Annotated in this window: 17 protein-coding genes; 10 read left to right on the top strand and 7 right to left on the bottom strand. The window is 52.8% G+C overall.

Features of this window, described 5'->3' with window-relative positions; all coding sequences use genetic code 11:
• The first annotated feature begins 68 nt into the window (after positions 1-68).
• A complete protein-coding gene (gene tmpA, locus H616_RS0100615; RefSeq protein WP_027965620.1) occupies positions 69-1,214 on the top strand; it encodes a 2-trimethylaminoethylphosphonate dioxygenase in 1,146 nt (381 codons plus the stop codon).
• Positions 1,211-1,810, top strand: a complete 600-nt coding sequence (locus H616_RS0100610) for an HD domain-containing protein (RefSeq protein ID WP_027965619.1) — start codon at positions 1,211-1,213, stop codon at positions 1,808-1,810. Before tmpA ends, H616_RS0100610 begins: the two co-directional genes overlap by 4 nt.
• Here H616_RS0100610 and H616_RS0100605 read toward each other — a convergent pair.
• The 7 genes from H616_RS0100605 to H616_RS0100575 form a co-directional block, all read right to left on the bottom strand.
• Positions 1,807-2,703, bottom strand: coding sequence for an EamA family transporter (locus tag H616_RS0100605; protein ID WP_027965618.1), 897 nt, complete (start codon positions 2,701-2,703; stop codon positions 1,807-1,809). The genes H616_RS0100610 and H616_RS0100605 overlap by 4 nt on opposite strands.
• Positions 2,700-4,097, bottom strand: coding sequence for an FAD-dependent oxidoreductase (locus H616_RS0100600; protein ID WP_027965617.1), 1,398 nt, complete (start codon positions 4,095-4,097; stop codon positions 2,700-2,702). Before H616_RS0100600 ends, H616_RS0100605 begins: the two co-directional genes overlap by 4 nt.
• 76 nt (positions 4,098-4,173) lie before the next feature.
• Positions 4,174-4,992 (bottom strand): phosphonoacetaldehyde hydrolase, encoded by an 819-nt coding sequence (gene phnX / locus H616_RS0100595; protein WP_027965616.1) that lies wholly within the window; start codon positions 4,990-4,992, stop codon positions 4,174-4,176.
• A 17-nt stretch (positions 4,993-5,009) separates the two neighbouring features.
• On the bottom strand, positions 5,010-6,131 hold the full coding sequence (locus H616_RS0100590) for a 2-aminoethylphosphonate--pyruvate transaminase (protein WP_027965615.1): 1,122 nt from the start codon (positions 6,129-6,131) through the stop codon (positions 5,010-5,012).
• An 83-nt stretch (positions 6,132-6,214) separates the two neighbouring features.
• Positions 6,215-7,924 (bottom strand): putative 2-aminoethylphosphonate ABC transporter permease subunit, encoded by a 1,710-nt coding sequence (locus H616_RS0100585; protein ID WP_027965614.1) that lies wholly within the window; start codon positions 7,922-7,924, stop codon positions 6,215-6,217.
• Complete coding sequence (locus H616_RS0100580; protein WP_027965613.1) at positions 7,921-9,048, bottom strand: putative 2-aminoethylphosphonate ABC transporter ATP-binding protein; 1,128 nt, start codon at positions 9,046-9,048, stop codon at positions 7,921-7,923. Before H616_RS0100580 ends, H616_RS0100585 begins: the two co-directional genes overlap by 4 nt.
• A 61-nt stretch (positions 9,049-9,109) precedes the next feature.
• Entirely contained in the window at positions 9,110-10,141 is a 1,032-nt protein-coding gene (locus tag H616_RS0100575) for a putative 2-aminoethylphosphonate ABC transporter substrate-binding protein (protein ID WP_027965612.1), read from the bottom strand.
• Between the two features lie 205 nt (positions 10,142-10,346).
• Between H616_RS0100575 and H616_RS0100570 the strand changes: the two genes are divergently transcribed.
• The 8 genes from H616_RS0100570 to H616_RS0100535 all read left to right on the top strand — a co-directional run bounded on the left by H616_RS0100570 (position 10,347) and on the right by H616_RS0100535 (position 17,403).
• Entirely contained in the window at positions 10,347-10,928 is a 582-nt protein-coding gene (locus tag H616_RS0100570) for a DUF4202 domain-containing protein (protein WP_027965611.1), read from the top strand.
• 332 nt (positions 10,929-11,260) lie between these two features.
• Positions 11,261-11,578 (top strand): non-heme iron oxygenase ferredoxin subunit, encoded by a 318-nt coding sequence (locus H616_RS0100565; protein WP_027965610.1) that lies wholly within the window; start codon positions 11,261-11,263, stop codon positions 11,576-11,578.
• A gap of 5 nt (positions 11,579-11,583) precedes the next feature.
• Positions 11,584-11,889, top strand: coding sequence for a recombinase-like helix-turn-helix domain-containing protein (locus tag H616_RS0100560; RefSeq protein WP_027965609.1), 306 nt, complete (start codon positions 11,584-11,586; stop codon positions 11,887-11,889).
• Positions 11,890-11,931: 42 nt separating this feature from the next.
• Complete coding sequence (locus H616_RS0100555) at positions 11,932-12,960, top strand: aromatic ring-hydroxylating oxygenase subunit alpha (RefSeq protein ID WP_027965608.1); 1,029 nt, start codon at positions 11,932-11,934, stop codon at positions 12,958-12,960.
• Position 12,961: 1 nt separating this feature from the next.
• Positions 12,962-13,720, top strand: a complete 759-nt coding sequence (locus H616_RS0100550; RefSeq protein WP_027965607.1) for an SDR family oxidoreductase — start codon at positions 12,962-12,964, stop codon at positions 13,718-13,720.
• 201 nt (positions 13,721-13,921) lie between these two features.
• Positions 13,922-14,866 carry a VOC family protein gene (locus tag H616_RS0100545; RefSeq protein ID WP_027965606.1) on the top strand — a complete coding sequence of 315 codons (945 nt, stop codon included), beginning with the start codon at positions 13,922-13,924 and terminating at the stop codon, positions 14,864-14,866.
• Positions 14,867-14,871: 5 nt separating this feature from the next.
• A complete protein-coding gene (locus H616_RS0100540; protein ID WP_027965605.1) occupies positions 14,872-16,080 on the top strand; it encodes an NAD(P)/FAD-dependent oxidoreductase in 1,209 nt (402 codons plus the stop codon).
• Between the two features lie 57 nt (positions 16,081-16,137).
• Complete coding sequence (locus H616_RS0100535; protein WP_027965604.1) at positions 16,138-17,403, top strand: MFS transporter; 1,266 nt, start codon at positions 16,138-16,140, stop codon at positions 17,401-17,403.
• Positions 17,404-17,493 lie beyond the last annotated feature (90 nt).

The following is a 17,493-nucleotide window of genomic DNA, read 5'->3' as shown; positions in this document are numbered from 1 at the left end:
AATGGTTGATTGTCCTTATGTCATGGGCAGCGTCAAATAGCCAGTAATTCACCTGCCTGGAGTGTCCCGTGTTAGAGAATGCCGAACTGATAGAAGATGGTGCTTCCGTTCTACTGACGTTTAGCCAGGGAGAGCAGCGTCGCTTTCACGCTGTCTGGCTTCGAGATAATGCGCAGGATGCCGGTACTCGCTCACCGGATAATGGCCAACGGCTGATCAGCCTTGCTGATTTACCCGTCTCTTTAAGCCTTGTGGCGGCACGTATCGAGATGGGGGAGCTAGTTGTAACCATGGCGCCAGAGAGCAAGGATTATCGCTACGATGCCGCTTGGCTTTGGCAGCATGCTTATGATCGCCAGCCGCCTTCTCAGCGTGGCTGGTTGATGAAGGAAATTGAAACCTGGGACGCCACCTTGAGCAGCCGCCTGCCCAGTATTGCGATTTCCTCGCTTAATGACGATACCGCCAAATGTCAGTGGCTGGCAGCTATTCGTCGCTTTGGTATTGGCAAATTGACGGGTGGGCCCCTTCATAGCGGGGCTCTTCTCGATGTAGTGGCTCAGTTCGGGTATCCACGCGAGACTAACTATGGCCGCTTTTTCGATGTGCGCAGCGAAATTGCCCCGACTAACCTTGCGTTTACCGGCCTTGTATTACCCGCGCATACCGACAACCCTTACCGTGATCCCGTACCGACTTTGCAACTGCTGTATTGCTTGGAGAACTCTGCCGAAGGTGGCGATAACCGAGTGGTAGATGGGTTCCGTGCGGCACAGCAGTTGCGCGAGGAAGACCCTCGTAGCTTTGAGCTATTGGCGGGTTACTGTGCGCACTTTGAATACCTGGGGTTGGGAGATGTTTGTTTGCGTGCTCGGCGGCCGATGATTGAGCTAAATCCGGATGGCGAGATCATCGGTGTTCGCTTTAACAATCGCTCAGCAGCCCCTTTCCGTGACATACCTTATGCCGATATGGCGGATTACTACGTGGCTTACCGCCGTTTTGGTGAAATTCTCGAGTCCTCAGCGATGGGGGTAACGTTCAAGCTGGCACCCGGCGAGGCCTTTCTAGTGGACAATACCCGAGTGCTACATGCCCGCACAGGTTACGCCGGTGAGGGGTCGCGCTGGCTACAAGGCTGTTATGCCGACAAAGACGGTTTACTTTCTACGCTAGCTTGTCTTGAAGCAGCTGCCAGCGGAGATGCTACATGAGCTCATTAGCCGATTCTGTGGTGAACCAAATGACGCAGCTATTTGCCGACCAAGGCGCTAAAGCCTACTTGGGCGAGTCGGTAACCATGGCTGAGCATATGCTTCAAGGGGCTTGGTTAGCTGAGCAACAAGGTGAAAGCGACGAAATTATCATCGCGGCCTTACTCCATGACATTGGACATTTTGCGGGTGGCCGGGGGGTGTTTTCGTTGCAAGATACCGAAGACCGCTGTCATGAAGCGACTGGCTCGGCGTTAGTTGCACGTCATTTGCCGCCCGTTGTGGTGGACAGTATTCGTGAACATGTGGCGGCCAAGCGCTACCTTTGCGCAACACAGCCTGAGTATGCTGCGTGCCTTTCCAAGGCTTCTCAGCACTCGTTGCGTTTGCAAGGTGGCCCAATGAGTGCTGAGGAGGTAGAAGATTTCGCCCGCCATCCGCACCTGGACGCGATTCTTAAAGTGCGCCACTTTGATGATGCAGGCAAAGAACCTGGGCAATGGACGCCAGGTTTTGATCACTTCGCACCACGATTACGGCGCTTGGTAGAGGCGCATCATGCGGCGGTAACCAATACCCTGGAAAAACGGGGCTAGTTAATCACAACTGTCCACAATCCAATGAGCATTAATGCAGTACCTATCCATTTAATAGGTGCTGCTTTTTCTCGTAAAAGAATAACGCCAAGTACGACACCAAGGGGAATGGAGAGCTGGCGTATAGCGACGACTAGGCTGACTTCTTCCGTCAGTGTCATTGCCACTAATATCAACCCATAAGTGGTAAGGATCATAAACCCCGTCAGCAGCATAGTGCGGCGTTCATTCGCCCACAGTTTAGGCAAATGGCACCGCTCATTGGGTAAAAGAAGTACTGTTGGGATCCCCCAAATTGCCGTCATGATGGCTTGCAGCACCATGAAATTAGCGCCTGAGGTCATGTTGCTGTAGCCGCTGTTCAGCATCAAGTCGAGGGCATGTTTGTCGATCAGTGAGTAGCCAGTGGTTGCCATAGCTGCCAGTAACGCAAAGCCGAGCGCTGGAGAAACATAGTGTGAAAGCCGTAGGGGGCGAGGCCCCGTTAGCGGTAAGCAGAGAGCCCCCAGTAAAATTAGCCCCATGCCGAACAGGTCTAAATGGGTTAGCGAACGGCTACCCAGAAAACCGACGGAAACCAAGGGGACCAACATGACCGGAAGTGCGCGGGCAATTGGGTAAAGCACGCTGACCTCACCCCGCGCATAAGCCCAGGCGAGTCCACCCATATACAGCATTTGGCAAAAACCCGAGGCGGCTAGCCAGCCCCAAAAACTTGGGGGAAGTTGAGTCAACGGCGGGCCAAGCCAGAGCAATGGCGATAGCAGTAACGCGCCGCAACTCATGGCAAGCACAAAGAAAGCGAGTGATGGTGAGCGCTGCTTGCCCAAGAGATTCCAGCTGGCATGTAGACACACTGATACCAGCACTAACCCTAGTGCTAAAGGATTCATGGCGTTACTTTATCTGCTTTACTCGCGGCAGCGGCAAAACTCGCGAGCCATTCGTCCCAAGGCCGTGGGTGACGTTCAAGGTCTTCGGCGTTTTCCTTGCGACGAATAGCATTGCGCACCAGCAGTGAGCCCATATAACGAACGGGCTCTGGCGGAAAGTTGCCTAGTGGCCCTTGCGCCAGAGGTGAATGGCGCCAAGCATTATCTTGCTCTAACACCAGAGCACAGAGCAGCTTGGCACCCATGCGTGTCGGTCCTACGCCATTGCCAGAATAGCCAAAACCATAAGCAATATTGGGGTGGTCGGGCAGCGTGCCAAAAAAAGGCAGCCCAGTGACTGAGCGATCGGAAGGGCCGGTCCAGCTTGCTGCTAGAGGAATATCCGCAAGGCTTGGAAAGAAGCGCGTTAAGCTTTGCTGCAGTGCTGAGCGATAGGGAGAGGGTCGGTCAAAACACCGATGAACATGCGCGCCAAAGGCAAAGGTATTGCCCCCTTTGCCTAGCATCAGTCTTCCTTCTGGGGTGGTGCGGTAATAGTAAACGAAGGTGCGTGAATCAAGCACTGAAACCCCATCGCTCAACCCTGTTGCTGAGACAAGCTCGGGGGCTGGCTCCGTAATCACCATATCGCTGGAAACAATGGCGATGGTACGGCGGAGGCGAGGTAGTAGCCGCGCCGTCCAAGCATTAGTGGCAAGTACCACACGATCAGCAAAAATACGGCCGCCAGGGGTAACCACCTGAGCGGGCCGACCCTTTTCTAAGCTGAGCATGGGAGTGCTTTCAAAGAGTGTAACGCCTAGCTCTAGCGCTACTCGCCGTAAACCACGTACCAGCTTGGCTGGTTGTACCGTTGCTGCTTGGGGAGAGAACCATCCTTGAGTTTGGCAAGGTGAGCCACTGCGTCGCTTGACTTCCGAGGCACTTAAGGCACAAAAGCTCCCGATGCCTTGCTCGCTAAGGCTCGACATCAGCGGTGCAATAGCCGCCTGCTGGCGACTATTATTGGCGGTGAAAAGGGTACCGTCGTGGCGAAATTCTGCATCGATGCCGTGGTACTGACAAAAATCACCAATCTCGGTAACGCTGCGTTCGGATTCTATGACCAACCGCCGAGCTTCATCGTCGCCAAAAAGTCGTTTGAGAGTGGGGTACTTGCTGGCCCAGCCCAGTACGCACCCTCCATTGCGTCCGCTGGCGCCAGCACCGCAGAGGTCAGCTTCGATTAGCGTTACACGCAAAGAAGGGGCTTGTTGGCGTAACAGGATGGCTGTCCATAGCCCGCTATAGCCACCCCCAACGATGCAGATGTCGGTGTGAAGATCCTGTGTTAACGGGGGGGCTGGCAGCTCTGACTCAGTTGCTAGAGCCTGGTGTAACCAAAAAGGGCGCATGGAAACTTCCTTGACGAAAACTTCCCCGAGGTAAGCCTCGGGGAGGCAGGGCGATAGCGGTAGGGCGGGAGCTGAGTTAAGGCCGTTCGCCACGGGCAAGACGGGCGTTAATCTCAGCCACTACAGCGGGTAAGTCGGCAATGGTGTCGATCATAAAGTGTGGTTGGGCGGGGGCGAATTGTGCCTCGATACGAGCACGTTGTTCCGCCAGTAAGTTTGGCGCCATGTTGGTGTATTCGTTATGGCTAAGCCCCAGGGCATTGCCTGAACAGGTCAGCGCGACAGTCCACATGCCCGCGCTGCGCCCTTCAAGAATACCTGGTGCGGTATCATCAACCTTTACGCAAGCGGCCACGTCGCTCACGCCCAGCGCGATGACATTAGCTAATGCCTGGGCTGGGTGAGGGCGGCCATTGGGCACCTCGTCGGTGGCGACTACGTGATCTGCCTCGTAGCCGTTATCTTTGGCCCGAGCGATTACTTGCTCCATGACGATAGCGGGATAGCCAGAACAAGAGCCAATTTTCAGCCCTTGCTCGCGAAGCGTTGCGATGGCTTCTAGTGCCCCAGGAATCAGCGCCGAGTGCTCGCCGATTTTAGCAATTTGCAAGGGCATGAAACGTTCGTAAAGCGCTGTAACATCAGCGTCGCTAGGCATATGCCCAACCGCTTGCTTAAACCGTGCGGCAATAGCGGGGTTATCGCAAAGAGTTCGAATATGATCCCACTTTCCCATGCCCATGGGGCCACGAGCTTCCTCTAGGCTGAGTTCAACACCTAGTTCTGCAAAGGCTTCAACGAAAATTTGCGTGGGAGCAAAGGAGCCAAAATCGACAACAGTGCCGGCCCAGTCGAGGATGGCGCACTGTAAACGTTCGGGGTATTGGTATTGCATATGATGTTTCCTGTTGTTTAGGAGGCAATCGCCGGCTGACAGTTATCCACACCGAGGTTGGCTAAGGCGGTATCTACGGCGAGCAAGAGTTGCTCAATCACGCTGGTATCGAGGTGGCCGATATTGCCAATACGGAAACTTTCTACTTCGGTGAGCTTGCCGGGATAAATAATGAACCCTAGTTCTTTTAGCTCGGCATAGAAGCGTGAGAAGTCAAAGGCTGGGTGAGTCGGGCTGAGAAACGTCGTGATGATGGGCGATAGCCAGCGGTCGTCTAACAGTGTGTTGAAACCGCGCTGCCGCATTCCTGCGATGAGGGTGTCAGCATTCGCGCGATAACGCGCTAAACGCCCAGCAACGCCACCTTCGTTGGCATGCTCCTGCAATGCCTGAAGAAAAGCAGCGACGACATGGGTAGGTGGGGTGTAGCGCCACTGTCCGGTCTTTTGCATGTAATGCCACTGGTCGTGCAGGTCTAAAGCGAGTGAGTGGCAGCGGCCTGCACTCGCTTCCAGAGCATCACGTCGAGCAAGAATAAAACCAAACCCTGGTACTCCTTCAAAACACTTATTAGCGGAAGAAACCAACGCCAAAAAAGGAGTTTGTTGAGCATCTACTGGGATGGCACCAAAGGCGCTCATGGAGTCGATAATTAATTCGCGCCCTTCGGCGGCAACTACGTCAGCAATGGCGTCGATAGGGTTGAGAATACCAGAGCTGGTTTCGCAGTGAATTACCGCAACATAGCCTATGGTTGGGTTATCTCGTAATCGCTGAGCGACGAGCTGAGGGTCAGGAGGCGCTGTATCGCCAGTGTCGATAACTTCATAGGGGCGGCCGATACGATCAAGCAAACTGGCTAAGCGCTTGCCGTAGGCTCCATTAATCAGCACTAAGGTGCTGCGTTGTGGAGCAATGAGCGTACCCAGTGCCGCTTCTACGGCGAACGTACCGCTACCCTGAATGGGCACACAAGCATGACTGGTTTGAGCGTTGGCATAGTCGAGCAGGCGGCGACAAATATCGGCGGTCATGGCATTGAAGTCGTTATCCCAAGAACCCCAGTCTTGCTGCATGGCAGCTTTAACAGTAGTGCTGGTTGTTAGCGGTCCTGGCGTTAATAGATACGGGTCGGTCATTGGTTAGCTCGTTGGGTTACATCAGTTATTAGGGACACAAAATATTTGTATGAAACACGAAAAAAGTCATGAAAACGGTACCGCTAGGCGGTACTGGTTTGGCTGGTCTGTCGCCAACTCTGTGCGCGAGTCAACAGCAGTCGCGTTAGGGCAGCATGGGCAATTTTTACCGCTAATGAGGTAAAAAATATCAGCACGGCCATTGCTGCAGCGCTGGCAAAGTAGCCGGCTTCATCCAGGTGCATAACGGCGACAGAGGCAAGGCGAGTATCGCTGTTATAAAGGAAGACGACTGCCGAGACAGTGGTCATTGTATTGACGAAGAGGTACACCGAAATATCCAGCACGGCAGGGAGCGAGACGGGTAACGTTACTCGGCGGAAAGTGGTCCAGAACGGCACTTTTAGCGACGCACCAGCTGCTTCAAACTCGGGGTCGAGTTGCTTTAAGGCAGTCACTGATGTGAGGTGGCAAACAGTGTAAAAATGTACCAGGGTGTTGAGAACCAGAATAGCCATCGTGCCGTAGATCCAGTTCAAGGGGTTATCGGCCTGGTTAAAAAAGAAGATATAAGCCAAACCGAGCACCATTCCCGGTACCGCCATGGGCAACATAGCCAAGAAATGAAGTCCTTGGCGCAGGCTGCGATATCCCTCACTTTTTTCGATTAGCCAAGCATTGAAGAAGATAACCAGTGTGCCAATTAAGGCCACAGAAAAAGCCAGCGTTAAGGAATTAAACCAAGCTGCCCAGCCGCCTCCAGCTAATGCTTCAAAGGTGTAATGTTTAAATGTCAGAGAAAGGTTATAAGGCCAGAACTGCACCAAGGATGCATAGATGGCGGTGCCGATGATCAGCAGAATTGCGGCGCCAATGGTGTAACAAATAAAGGTGAAGCACCGGTCTCGTAATGGGCTGGGTGTTGGCTGCCAAGGCACTGCACGCGCGGAAAGCTGCGCTACCTGACGACGTTGAATCCAGCGGTCCACGACGAAGGAGGCGAGGGCTGGCAACAGCAAAATCACGCTGACCACCGCTCCCATTTGGAAATTCTGTTGCCCAACAACCTGGCTATAGATATCAGTGGCCAGTACGCTGAATTGGCCACCAATGATTTTGGGAACACCGAAGTCAGTAATAGCCAGTGTGAACACCACAAAAGCACAAGAGATCAGCCCATAACGCGCGCCAGGCAATGTAATGGTCAGAAAACTGCGCCACTTCGGCGTGCCTAGCGCCTCAGCCGCTTCATAGAGGCGCGCATCACTATTAGAAAGTGCGGTAGTCAGAATCATTAGTGCATGGGGAAATATCCAAAAGCACATACCTATAATGATGCCAATAGGCCCGTAAATGCTTTCGTCCATTAACACACCACGAAACCAGCCCTGATTACCAAACAGGTAAACCAGGCTGATGGCAGGCAGTAGCGACGGTGCCAAAATGGGTAGCAGCGAGATCATGCGAAAGACGCGCTTACCAGACATGCAAGTGCGGGTAATGCCATAAGCACACAGGAACGCTAACCCAACAACAATAGCTGTGCTGGTTAACGCGACAAATAGCGAGTTGGCGATAGAGCCAACCAGGGCTGGCGTATGAATATATTTGGCAAAATTGGCCAAGCCAACAAAGTCACCGCTGCGATCCTGTAGGCTCTTTATCAACATGCTGAATAGCGGAAACAGCAGTCCGATGACCAGTAAGCCGAGTGCCGCCAGAAGCGCTATTAGCCTTAACAGCGTTTCGCTGGAAAAGTGCTGCGATCCGAAGGCAGAGAGACGCGCTATCATACCCGCGCCTCCTGGCTCGGATAGAGGCGCAAAGCGTCAGTAGGCAGCTGAGCACCTAAAATGGCACCGGGTACCAGCCCTAGCGTTTCGGCATCGCGCAGCGCAACATCGGCGGTTAAGCGTTGCTGAGTATCCTCTAGGCTTAAGGTGACGCGTAAGAAGGCGCCGAGAAACTCGATATGCTCGACAAGCACAGCAAGGCCATCTTTTTTGGCGCAGAGCTGGATAGACTCGGGCCGAATGGCGAGCCGAGCCTGGTAATCATCAGCGTAATCATGGTTCGGGCATGTTAGAAGGCGCTGGCCCAAACGCAAGGCGTGACTACCTTCAGGGTGTACGTCGATAAAGTTCATGCTGCCAATGAACTCGGCGACAAAAGCACTGGCGGGCTGGCGGTAGATCTCTGCTGGCGTCCCAATTTGCTCAATGACGCCGTGGTTCATCACCACGATACGATCGGCCATAGACAGCGCTTCTTCTTGGTCGTGGGTCACCATAATGGTTGTAACGCCAAGGCGAGCCTGTAGCGCTTTAATTTGGCTGCGTAGATGAACGCGAACGCGGGCATCTAGGGCAGACAGGGGTTCGTCCAGCAGCAGTAAGCCAGGCTCAGTTGCCAGCGCACGGGCCAAGGCAACACGCTGTTGCTGGCCGCCAGAAAGTGCTGCGGGATATTTGGCTTCGCTACCCGCCAAGTCAACGAGGGCCAGTAGCTCGCTGACACGATTGCGCATCCCATGACGGTCGTCACGACGATTACGCAGGCCGTAAGCGATATTATCGAATACCGTTAGGTTGGGAAAAAGCGCATAGGACTGAAAGACAATGCCAAAGTCCCGTGACTGTGGCGGCAAGCGAGAGATATCCTGGCCCCGCTGAATGATGCGGCCGCTGCTTTGGGGCGCTAAACCTGCAATGGCCCGTAGCAGCGTGGTCTTACCGCAGCCAGAGGGCCCCAAAAAGCAGACAAATTCCCCTTCTCGTATAGACAAGTCAATTTTTTGTAACGCGGTGAAAGCGCCGAACTGCTTGGTTAGGTGATGAATTTCAAGGTGATTATCTGCGGAAAGTGAATGCGCTTTGGCATGAGTATCTAAGTGCAGAGGGTGGGTCAGTATGGACATACAAATACTCCTACGCCCCAGCGCTTCGCGCTGAGGCAGTGACGGCGAATAGCGGGAATACTTACTGGCTGTCGGATTTTCCGTCGTAACGACGCTGCCACTCTTCAAGCAGGCGCTCGCGATTGTTGGCTGCCCAGGAAAAGTCAGCATCAATCATGAGTTCGGTGATATTGGCCGGATAGTTTTCAATAGGCTGAGCGACGCCAGGGTAAGCGACGACGGCATAGCCTTCGTTGTATAGCTCGTTGGCTTCACGAGAGACCGCCCAGTCCATCAAGGTCTCAGCCGCCTCACGGTTTTCGCCTCCCTTAATGATGGCTGCTGCTTCCATATCCCAGCCCACACCATCTTCCGGGAAAACTATTTCGATGGGCGCACCTTGCGATTTAAGGCGAGCGCCACGGAAAGCAAAGGAAACGCCTGCGACCGCCTCACCCGAAGCCGCTAGGTTGCATGGAGCTGAGCCGGAGTGTGTGTAACGCGCGATATTGTCGTGTAGGCGATCCATGTAGCCCCAGGCTTCGTCTTCTCCCCACAGTTGCATCCAGCTAGCCACATCTAGGTAGCCCGTTCCTGAGGAGTTGGGGTTTGGCATAATGACGTGCCCCTTGAACTCTGGGCGAGTGAGGTCTTCCCACGAGGTAGGTATGGACAAGCCCTGGCGCTCACCCTCAATGGTGTTGTAGCAAATTGACGCTACCCAGGCATCAGTGCCCACCCAAGCGGGGTCCTGGCCATCACGTGATGCCGGATCGACAAACTTAGGGTCCAGTGCCTCAACCCCTTTTGGGGCATAGCGCGAAAGCATGCCTTCCTTTTCTAAAACCAGCAGGCTGGTGGCAGCCAAGCCCCATACAACATCGGCTTGAGGGTTATCCTTCTCAGCCAGTAAGCGAGCCGTGATCACGCCAGTGGAATCACGTACCCAATTGATTTCGATATCAGGGTAGGCTTCGTTAAAGCGCTCGGCGTACTTTTGGAGATCGTCGGACTCGATGGCGGTATAAACAGTCAGCTCGGTGGCAGCGATAGCACTAGAGCTAAAGGCTAGGGCAACAGCACTGCTTAGCAAAGCGCGAGTGAGCAGGGACATGTAGTTCTCCGAAGTCAGTAGGGAAGAGCCAGTTTTTATAGGCCGAGAGTGTGCCTTCCTTAGATGACAAAGCGGTGACAGTTAGTTGAATGTTTGGTGAGCGCCTAAAAGCAATTGACATCAAGCCGTTAGCCTAAAGGTGCCCTAACGACTAAGTGGCTAAACCGTGGGGTGCTTAATGGTTTTTTTACAACAGGAGTGTTTCATGAGTGCCTATGAGCAAGTATTTGATGCGCTAGACAGGTTGCATGCACAAGACCCGCGCCAAATTGAGGTTGGCGGTAAACACGTGCCACAAGAGCTATGGCACGCCAACCGTATGAGTGCTTGGCTAGACCAACTGGAAACATCTCCGGATGAGCTGACCTGCCTAGCCGTGCGTGGCCAGCATTTGCAGCGCTGGCAGCTGCCACGTAGCGACTATCCGCAAGGGCGAGTGGGATATTTGACGTGGCGTCGAGATCAAGGACTGCGGGCAGGGGAAACTACCGCACAACTGATGCGACAGGCGGGCTATAGCGCTGATCAGGCAGAGCAGGTGGCAAAAATGATCCGCAAGCAAGGACTGGGGCACGATGCTGGCGCGCAAGCAGTGGAAGACTGCGCTTGTCTGGTCTTTTTAGAAAACTACTTCAGTGACTTTTCAAAACAGATAGCGCATGAGCACTTGATACGCATTGTGCGTAAAACTTGGCAGAAAATGTCGCCAGCAGCGCATCGCTTAGCGTTGGAGCTGCCCATGACAGAGGAATCGAGAAGGCTCGTGGAAAAGGCTCTTTCGGCCTGAGTTGGGTGTATTCGAACGAGGCGCCGCCTCATGCTTCGCGCTCTTTTGATGTTGTGTCTTGTTGATATTGCTGGCTCGTCCTATGCGAGTGGCTAGATAGCCGCTTCTCTTTGAGAACCCCTTATCGAGCACTGCAGTTGACAGATATTCGTTATATCTAGTTGTTAATAAAAGAAAATATTACCTGCAATGGTTTGATATCTGGTTGATTTAAAACAAAAATAATATTTTATACGCAGTGTTTGACAGAATCTTCATCTGGCGCTAGGCTTTCTCCATATAATCATATTAAAAACTAAGTTTCATATGTGAAAACGACGAGGACAATCCCTATGTCTTGGATTACCGTCTGCAAGACCGAACAAGTACAAGAAGATTTCCCTTTTTCAGCCAAGGTTGATGGCAATGAGGTGGGTGTCTATCTGCTGGATGGCGAATACTACGCCCTTGGCGATGTTTGCCCACATGCTTATGCCTTGTTGTCTCAGGGGTTTGTCGAGGATGGTCAGGTAGAGTGTCCATTGCATGAAGCGGTCTTCGACATCAAGACCGGTAAGTGTCTCCGTGCACCTGCTGAGAGCGACGTGGATGTCTATGCTGTGCGGATTATCGATGACGCAGTACAGCTCAAAATAAAAGAAGAGGTGTGAGAACCATGTCTGATTCTGACTTGAATCCCCAGCTGAAAACGTGGGCACGTGTTATTCCTTCCTCTGAGCCCGGTAAAGGCCGTATTGAGCAACCCGGAGGATTCGACAACCGCGTCTGGCAGACACGTGAACGTGCTGCGGAACCTTTTGAGCTGGAGCTGGTTGCAGCGTTAGAGGAGGTTTTTGAGTCGGGAGCCACCGAGCTTCCGCAAGTGATTGCAGGCCTGAAAGAGCGTCATCGTCTCGATCGTCAAGGCAATCCTTGGAATGAGGAATCCTTCCTGAAAGAGATGGCGGTGTTGGGTCACTAATGTCCCTTCACACTTGTCGCTAACAAATAATGAGGCCGAGTCATGACTAATTCTTCTTCCTCCGATGCTGTTCAAGACTATCTCGATGCAGGGCTGCGCTCACTGTGGTATCCGGTGATTGCCAGCTGGGAGCTTGGTAGCAACCCTCTGGGCATCACCCGTCTGGGTGAAAATCTCGTGCTATGGCGTGATCACCAGGGTGTCGCCCATGCTGTCGAAGATCGCTGCCCGCACCGTGGTGCGCGCCTCTCCAAAGGGTGGAATCTTGGTGATCGACTGGCTTGCTGGTATCACGGTGTGGAAGTTGATGGAAGTGGCGTCGTTCGTGACGTGCCGGCGATGGAAAATAATCCCATCGTGGGGACTGCCTGTGTTCGCCACTACCCAGTAAAAGAGGCTCATGGCGCGGTTTTTATTTATTTCGCGACGGTGGATGGAGAAGAACCAGCTGAGTTGGTGCTTCCTGAGCAGCTGAGTGATGAAGCGTCCTACGGCAACTTCTTGTGTACGGCGACGTGGAAGTGCAACTACCAGTACGCCATCGATAACGTCATGGACCCGATGCACGGTACCTACTTGCACTCGGATTCTCACTCGATGGCGGAAGGGGATCGTCAGGCAGAGATGGTGCTGGAGCCTACTGAGGCTGGCTTTATTTTCAAGAAAACTGGCCAGAGCGGCGTCAACTTCGACTGGGTGGAGTTTGGTAACAGCGGTACCTTGTGGCTACGACTGTCTATTCCTTATCAGGCACGTTTCGGTCCTGGTGGGCCATTTTGGATTGTTGGCATGGCCGTACCTGAAGATAAAGACCATACCCGAGTGTTTTTCTGGCGTGTGCGCAAGGTAGAGGGTTGGCAGCGCCAAGTATGGCGGTTCTTCTATCGCACTAAGCTGGAAGGGCTGCATTGGGATGTATTGGAGCAAGACCGAGTCATTCTCGAGAGTATGGCACCGGATGCACGACATCATGAAAACCTTTACCAACACGACGTGGGCCTGTCGCGGTTACGTCGCGTCATGCTTAAGCTGGCTAAGAAGCAACTAGCTGAGCGTGGGGAGGTAGCCTGAAATGAGTAGCCACGGCCTCGCGGATAAACGCATTCTGATTACTGGTGCTGCCCGCGGCTTGGGGCGCAGCATTGCCGACGCCGCCGCGGCACAAGGTGCTCGGCTGGTGCTCAGTGATATTCGGGAAGAAGAGCTTGCCGCTACGGCAGACTGTCTTCGTCAAAAGGGCGCCAGTGTCGAATCATTGGTGATTGATCAGGCCAGTCCTTTATCTATCGAGAGTGGCATGTCTCAAATCGCCGAAGGTGGCGGCTTGGATGGGCTGGTCAATAATGCGGCCCTTGCCACCAATGTTGGTGGTAAATCGATGATGGAATATGACATCGACCTCTGGGACCGCGTCATGGCTATTAACGTGCGTGGCCCTTGGCTGATGACGCGAGCGGCTGTGCCATTAATGGCCGGCGCTAATTACGGCAAGGTGGTTAATGTCGCTTCGGATACCGCACTTTGGGGAGCTCCTCAATTGATGGCTTATGTGGCCAGCAAAGGGGCTGTTATCTCGATGAGTCGTGCCATGGCTCGAGAGCTTGGCGAACACAATATTTGTGTCAATGTCATCGCGCCGGGACTCACTCACTGTGAAGCGACGGAGTACGTACCAGAGACTCGCTACGCGCATTATGCAGACGGTCGTGCGTTGAAGCGTGAACAGCAGCCTCAAGATATCGATGGCACCGTACTCTACTTGTTATCTGATTGGTCTAACTTTGTTAGCGGGCAGGTGATTCCGATTAATGGTGGCTTCGTTTTCAACTAAGTGTTGTTGAAAAGAGCCATTCTTATGATCGCCAGAACGCCATCTCTTTGATCTGGATCCGGTTGGTACGTTAAGTCGACCGTGCTCCTTATAAAAAATAAACACGCACTCGCAAAGCCATAATTTTGCGAGACGGGCTCCTCATGCCAAAAAACAGGTTTGAGAGAGTGCCTGACAAGCTAACACATCAGGAGGTATAGGATGAGTATCGTCGGTATTGAAGAGCTGGAGTTTGGCGCTGTAGATGTTGAGAAAGGTAAGCGCTTTGCCGCGGATTTTGGTTTGGCACCGTTACAGGATGACGGAGATGCCAGCACCGCTGCCGTTTACGAGACGCTGGATGGCGCAAAGCTAAGTGTGCGGTCTATTGATGATCCAGCGCTGCCCGAGGCGTTTGAAGAAGGTGATACGCTGCGTCGCATGACGTGGGGTGCTGCCGATGCTGCAGCTCTCGACACATTGCGGGAACGCCTGAGTGATCAGCCTAGCTTCATTGACCATGGCGATGCGTTTGAGTGCCGAGATCCTAACGGCATGACGGTACGAGTGCGCGTATCGACACTTCGCGATGTTGAGCTGGACGTCACGCCGATCAATCAGTGGGGTGACATGCGTCGCGTTGATCAGCCTAGTCCGGTTTATGAAAACGCTAAGCCAGCCTCCATCGGTCATGCGGTGTTCTTCGTTGATGACCTTGAGGCCACCGAGCGTTTTTACCGCGAAAAACTGGGTTTTTCTGTCTCCGACCGTTATATCGACCGCGCTGTTTTCCTGCGTATGCAAAAGCGCGGCGGCCATCACAATCTTTTCCTGCTTAAGTTACCAACACGCGGACGCGGGCTGAATCATGTGGCCTTTACCGTACGTGATATCCACGAAGTCATTGGCGGCGGTTTGGCGATGACTCGTAAAAAGTGGACCACCTTTATTGGCCCTGGGCGTCACCCCGTATCGTCTGCTTATTTTTGGTATGTGAATAGTCCGTTGGGTGGTGCCTTTGAGTACTACACCAACGAAGACTATCTCACTGAGGCTTGGCAGCCACGCGAAATGCGCCACTCCCTAGAGTCGTTCACAGAGTGGGCCATCGAGGGTGGTATTGACGCGGAAACACGGCGTCAGAAAAAACCCGAAGATAAGGAGTAACACTCATGGCGAATCAGGCACCTTCGTGCATTGTCGTGATCGGGGGCGGTCAGGCTGCCGGCTATGCTTGTAAAGCATTACGCACAGAGGGTTTTGATGGTCGTTTGACAGTAGTCGCTGACGAGCCTCATGACTTCTATGAGCGGCCACCGTTGTCCAAGGGCGTCATTACCGATAGCGCGACACTACCTCGTTTATTCTCCGAGGATGTTGTTGAGGCCTTGGATATCGACTGGCGTCGCCCTCATCGGGCCGTTGAAATTGATCGCCAAGCCAGCGAGGTAGTGCTCGATAATGGTGAGCGGCTTGCTTACGATCGCCTGCTGATGGCTACCGGTAGTCGCCCTCGGATGCCAGTGCCTGAGTGGAATGCCATTGAGAATGTGATGACGCTGCGCTCTTGGGATGACGCCTGTCGCCTCAAGGAGCGGCTTGGAGAGAGTAAACGCATCGGCATTATAGGTGGTGGTTGGATTGGCCTTGAGGTGGCATCCAGTGCACGCAAATTCGGTGTCGAGGTTGATGTTTTTGAGCGTGCTCCCAGGCTGTGCGGGCGCAGTGTCGGTATCGAAGTAGCGCATGCGATTCAGGCGTTACATGAGCAGCATGGAGTGGGCTTGCATCTAGATCGCCAGTCCATCGAGTTGGCCCAGGATGCTGATAACCGCGTTTGTGTGACGGCCGATGATAAAGCCTATGCGCCTTATGACTTGGTGGTGGTCGGTGTTGGTGTCGATATCAATCTGGAGCTGGCTCGGGATGCTGGGCTAACAACAGAGCAGGGCATCGTTATTGATGCTGCAGGTTACACCTCTGACCCCCAGGTCTTTGCCGCCGGAGATGTGGCTCAGCACCCGCACCTAGGGCTTTGCTTGCAGTCTTGGGCTTATGCTCAGAATCAGGCTCAAGTTGTGGCCAATGCAATGCTCGATAAGTCGGCGCATTACGATGAGCCAGCTTGGCTGTGGTCAGATCAGCATAACGTCAATATTCAGATCCTTGGAATACCCACCACTGAGACTCACTGCGTTATTCGTCAGGAAGACTCTGGCTCAGTGTTCTTCTATCTCGATAACCAAAACCGCTTAGTACAAATGGTGGCCTTTAATCATCCACGTGCGATCAAGTTGGGCAAGCGTTGGTTGGCCGCTGAGCGTGTGCTTGACGGTGTCGTACTGGCAGATCCTGAATTTAACCTTATGCAGCTTCGTTAACTTTACGAAGTGACTTTTTAGATACACAGCAATGACAATAATGACAGGTAATGATCCATGGAATCAGTACAGGATAAAATAAATCCGCCAGAAGAGTCACTTGATTATGGCGGTTATAAACGCTGGGCTATTCCTATTGCTTTATTAAGCTGTGTTGTTCTTGCGTTTTTTGACAAGATAAGTATCGCTGTATTGCTGAGTAACCCTGAGTTTCAAAGTGCTTTAGGTATTGAGGGCGAAACCACAAAGTTAGGCTTTTTGATGACAGGCTTCTTGCTTTCCTATGGCTTCTCATCAATGTTCCTAGGTTTTCTTGGTGACATTATAAGTCCCAAGAAATGCCTCTATGGCATGTTAGTGTTGATGGCGGCCATTATGGCAACCATGGGGTTCATGAATACCTATGGCAGCATGCTTACGTTGCGTATTCTGCTCGGTATTGCTGAAGGTCCGATGTTTGCTATCGCTTATACTATTGTAAAGCGTACTTTTCCTCCTAAAGAGCAAGCCAGGGCAACGATGTTATGGCTACTGGGCACACCGATTGGTGCATCAATCGGTTTCCCCGTCACTATTTACGTACTAGCTAATTTTGGTTGGAGGGCTTCGTTCTTTTCCATGGCGCTATTGACGATTCCCGTTATGTTGTTCGTCTTATTGGTGTTTAGGAAAGTAGATATCACAACGAAGTCACCAGTTCAGCAATCGTTAGGTACGAGTCGTGTGCCGCTTTCTAATCATAAGCAAGCCACGCGCAAGCTATTTGGGAATATGTCTTTTTGGGCAATATGCCTATTCAATATCGCTTTCCTTTCCTATCTCTGGGGTTTAAATAGTTGGCTTCCGACTTATCTGGTTGAAGATAAGGGTATTGATCTTAAATCTGCAGGTATTTTTGCTTCGCTACCTTTTATCGCCATGCTTTTTGGCGAAGTAGTTGGCGCTATTATCTCCGACCGTTTGGATAAGCGTGCCTTGATGTGTTCATTGTCGCTGCTGGGTGCCGGCCTTGGACTACTACTTGTGCTATCTATCCACAGCTCCAATGTCCTCATGATTACGGCTATGTCATTCAGCGCTATGTGCTGGGGCGTTGGTGCGCCCAATATTTTTGCCTTGTTGGCCAAGGCAACACCGTCAGAAGTGAGTTCGACGGCGGGCGGTATATTCAATGGGTTTGGCAATTTCTCTGGTGCTCTGACGCCGGTGCTCATCGGTGTATTGATTGGCATGACCGGAAATATGAGCGCGGGTCTTCTTTTTATGGCGCTGCTCGCCTTTATCGGGGGTGGCGTGCTGGTGCCCTTGATTCGCCGTTACTGAGCGAAAAGGGTGGCGATGGCGATACCTGTTGCGCCCAGACAGACAATTCGCCTCAAAGAACTCGGCAGGAATGTCCTGAAGAGTAATTAA

The organism is Halomonas halocynthiae DSM 14573 (assembly GCF_000425725.1).
Taxonomy (GTDB): domain Bacteria; phylum Pseudomonadota; class Gammaproteobacteria; order Pseudomonadales; family Halomonadaceae; genus Halomonas; species Halomonas halocynthiae.
The sequence above is the reverse complement of the archived record's forward strand: the minus strand, read 5'-3'. Positions and strand labels throughout refer to the sequence as shown.

Excerpts from the sequence above, each read along its gene's own strand:
- H616_RS0100610 (WP_027965619.1), top strand. The coding sequence starts at position 1,211 with ATGAGCTCATTAGCCGATTCTGTGGTGAACCAAATGACGCAGCTATTT.
- H616_RS0100605 (WP_027965618.1), bottom strand. The coding sequence starts at position 2,703 with ATGAATCCTTTAGCACTAGGGTTAGTGCTGGTATCAGTGTGTCTACAT.
- H616_RS0100600 (WP_027965617.1), bottom strand. The coding sequence starts at position 4,097 with ATGCGCCCTTTTTGGTTACACCAGGCTCTAGCAACTGAGTCAGAGCTG.
- phnX (WP_027965616.1), bottom strand. The coding sequence starts at position 4,992 with ATGCAATACCAATACCCCGAACGTTTACAGTGCGCCATCCTCGACTGG.
- H616_RS0100590 (WP_027965615.1), bottom strand. The coding sequence starts at position 6,131 with ATGACCGACCCGTATCTATTAACGCCAGGACCGCTAACAACCAGCACT.
- H616_RS0100585 (WP_027965614.1), bottom strand. The coding sequence starts at position 7,924 with ATGATAGCGCGTCTCTCTGCCTTCGGATCGCAGCACTTTTCCAGCGAA.
- H616_RS0100580 (WP_027965613.1), bottom strand. The coding sequence starts at position 9,048 with ATGTCCATACTGACCCACCCTCTGCACTTAGATACTCATGCCAAAGCG.
- H616_RS0100575 (WP_027965612.1), bottom strand. The coding sequence starts at position 10,141 with ATGTCCCTGCTCACTCGCGCTTTGCTAAGCAGTGCTGTTGCCCTAGCC.
- H616_RS0100570 (WP_027965611.1), top strand. The coding sequence starts at position 10,347 with ATGAGTGCCTATGAGCAAGTATTTGATGCGCTAGACAGGTTGCATGCA.
- H616_RS0100565 (WP_027965610.1), top strand. The coding sequence starts at position 11,261 with ATGTCTTGGATTACCGTCTGCAAGACCGAACAAGTACAAGAAGATTTC.
- H616_RS0100560 (WP_027965609.1), top strand. The coding sequence starts at position 11,584 with ATGTCTGATTCTGACTTGAATCCCCAGCTGAAAACGTGGGCACGTGTT.
- H616_RS0100555 (WP_027965608.1), top strand. The coding sequence starts at position 11,932 with ATGACTAATTCTTCTTCCTCCGATGCTGTTCAAGACTATCTCGATGCA.
- H616_RS0100550 (WP_027965607.1), top strand. The coding sequence starts at position 12,962 with ATGAGTAGCCACGGCCTCGCGGATAAACGCATTCTGATTACTGGTGCT.
- H616_RS0100545 (WP_027965606.1), top strand. The coding sequence starts at position 13,922 with ATGAGTATCGTCGGTATTGAAGAGCTGGAGTTTGGCGCTGTAGATGTT.
- H616_RS0100540 (WP_027965605.1), top strand. The coding sequence starts at position 14,872 with ATGGCGAATCAGGCACCTTCGTGCATTGTCGTGATCGGGGGCGGTCAG.
- H616_RS0100535 (WP_027965604.1), top strand. The coding sequence starts at position 16,138 with ATGGAATCAGTACAGGATAAAATAAATCCGCCAGAAGAGTCACTTGAT.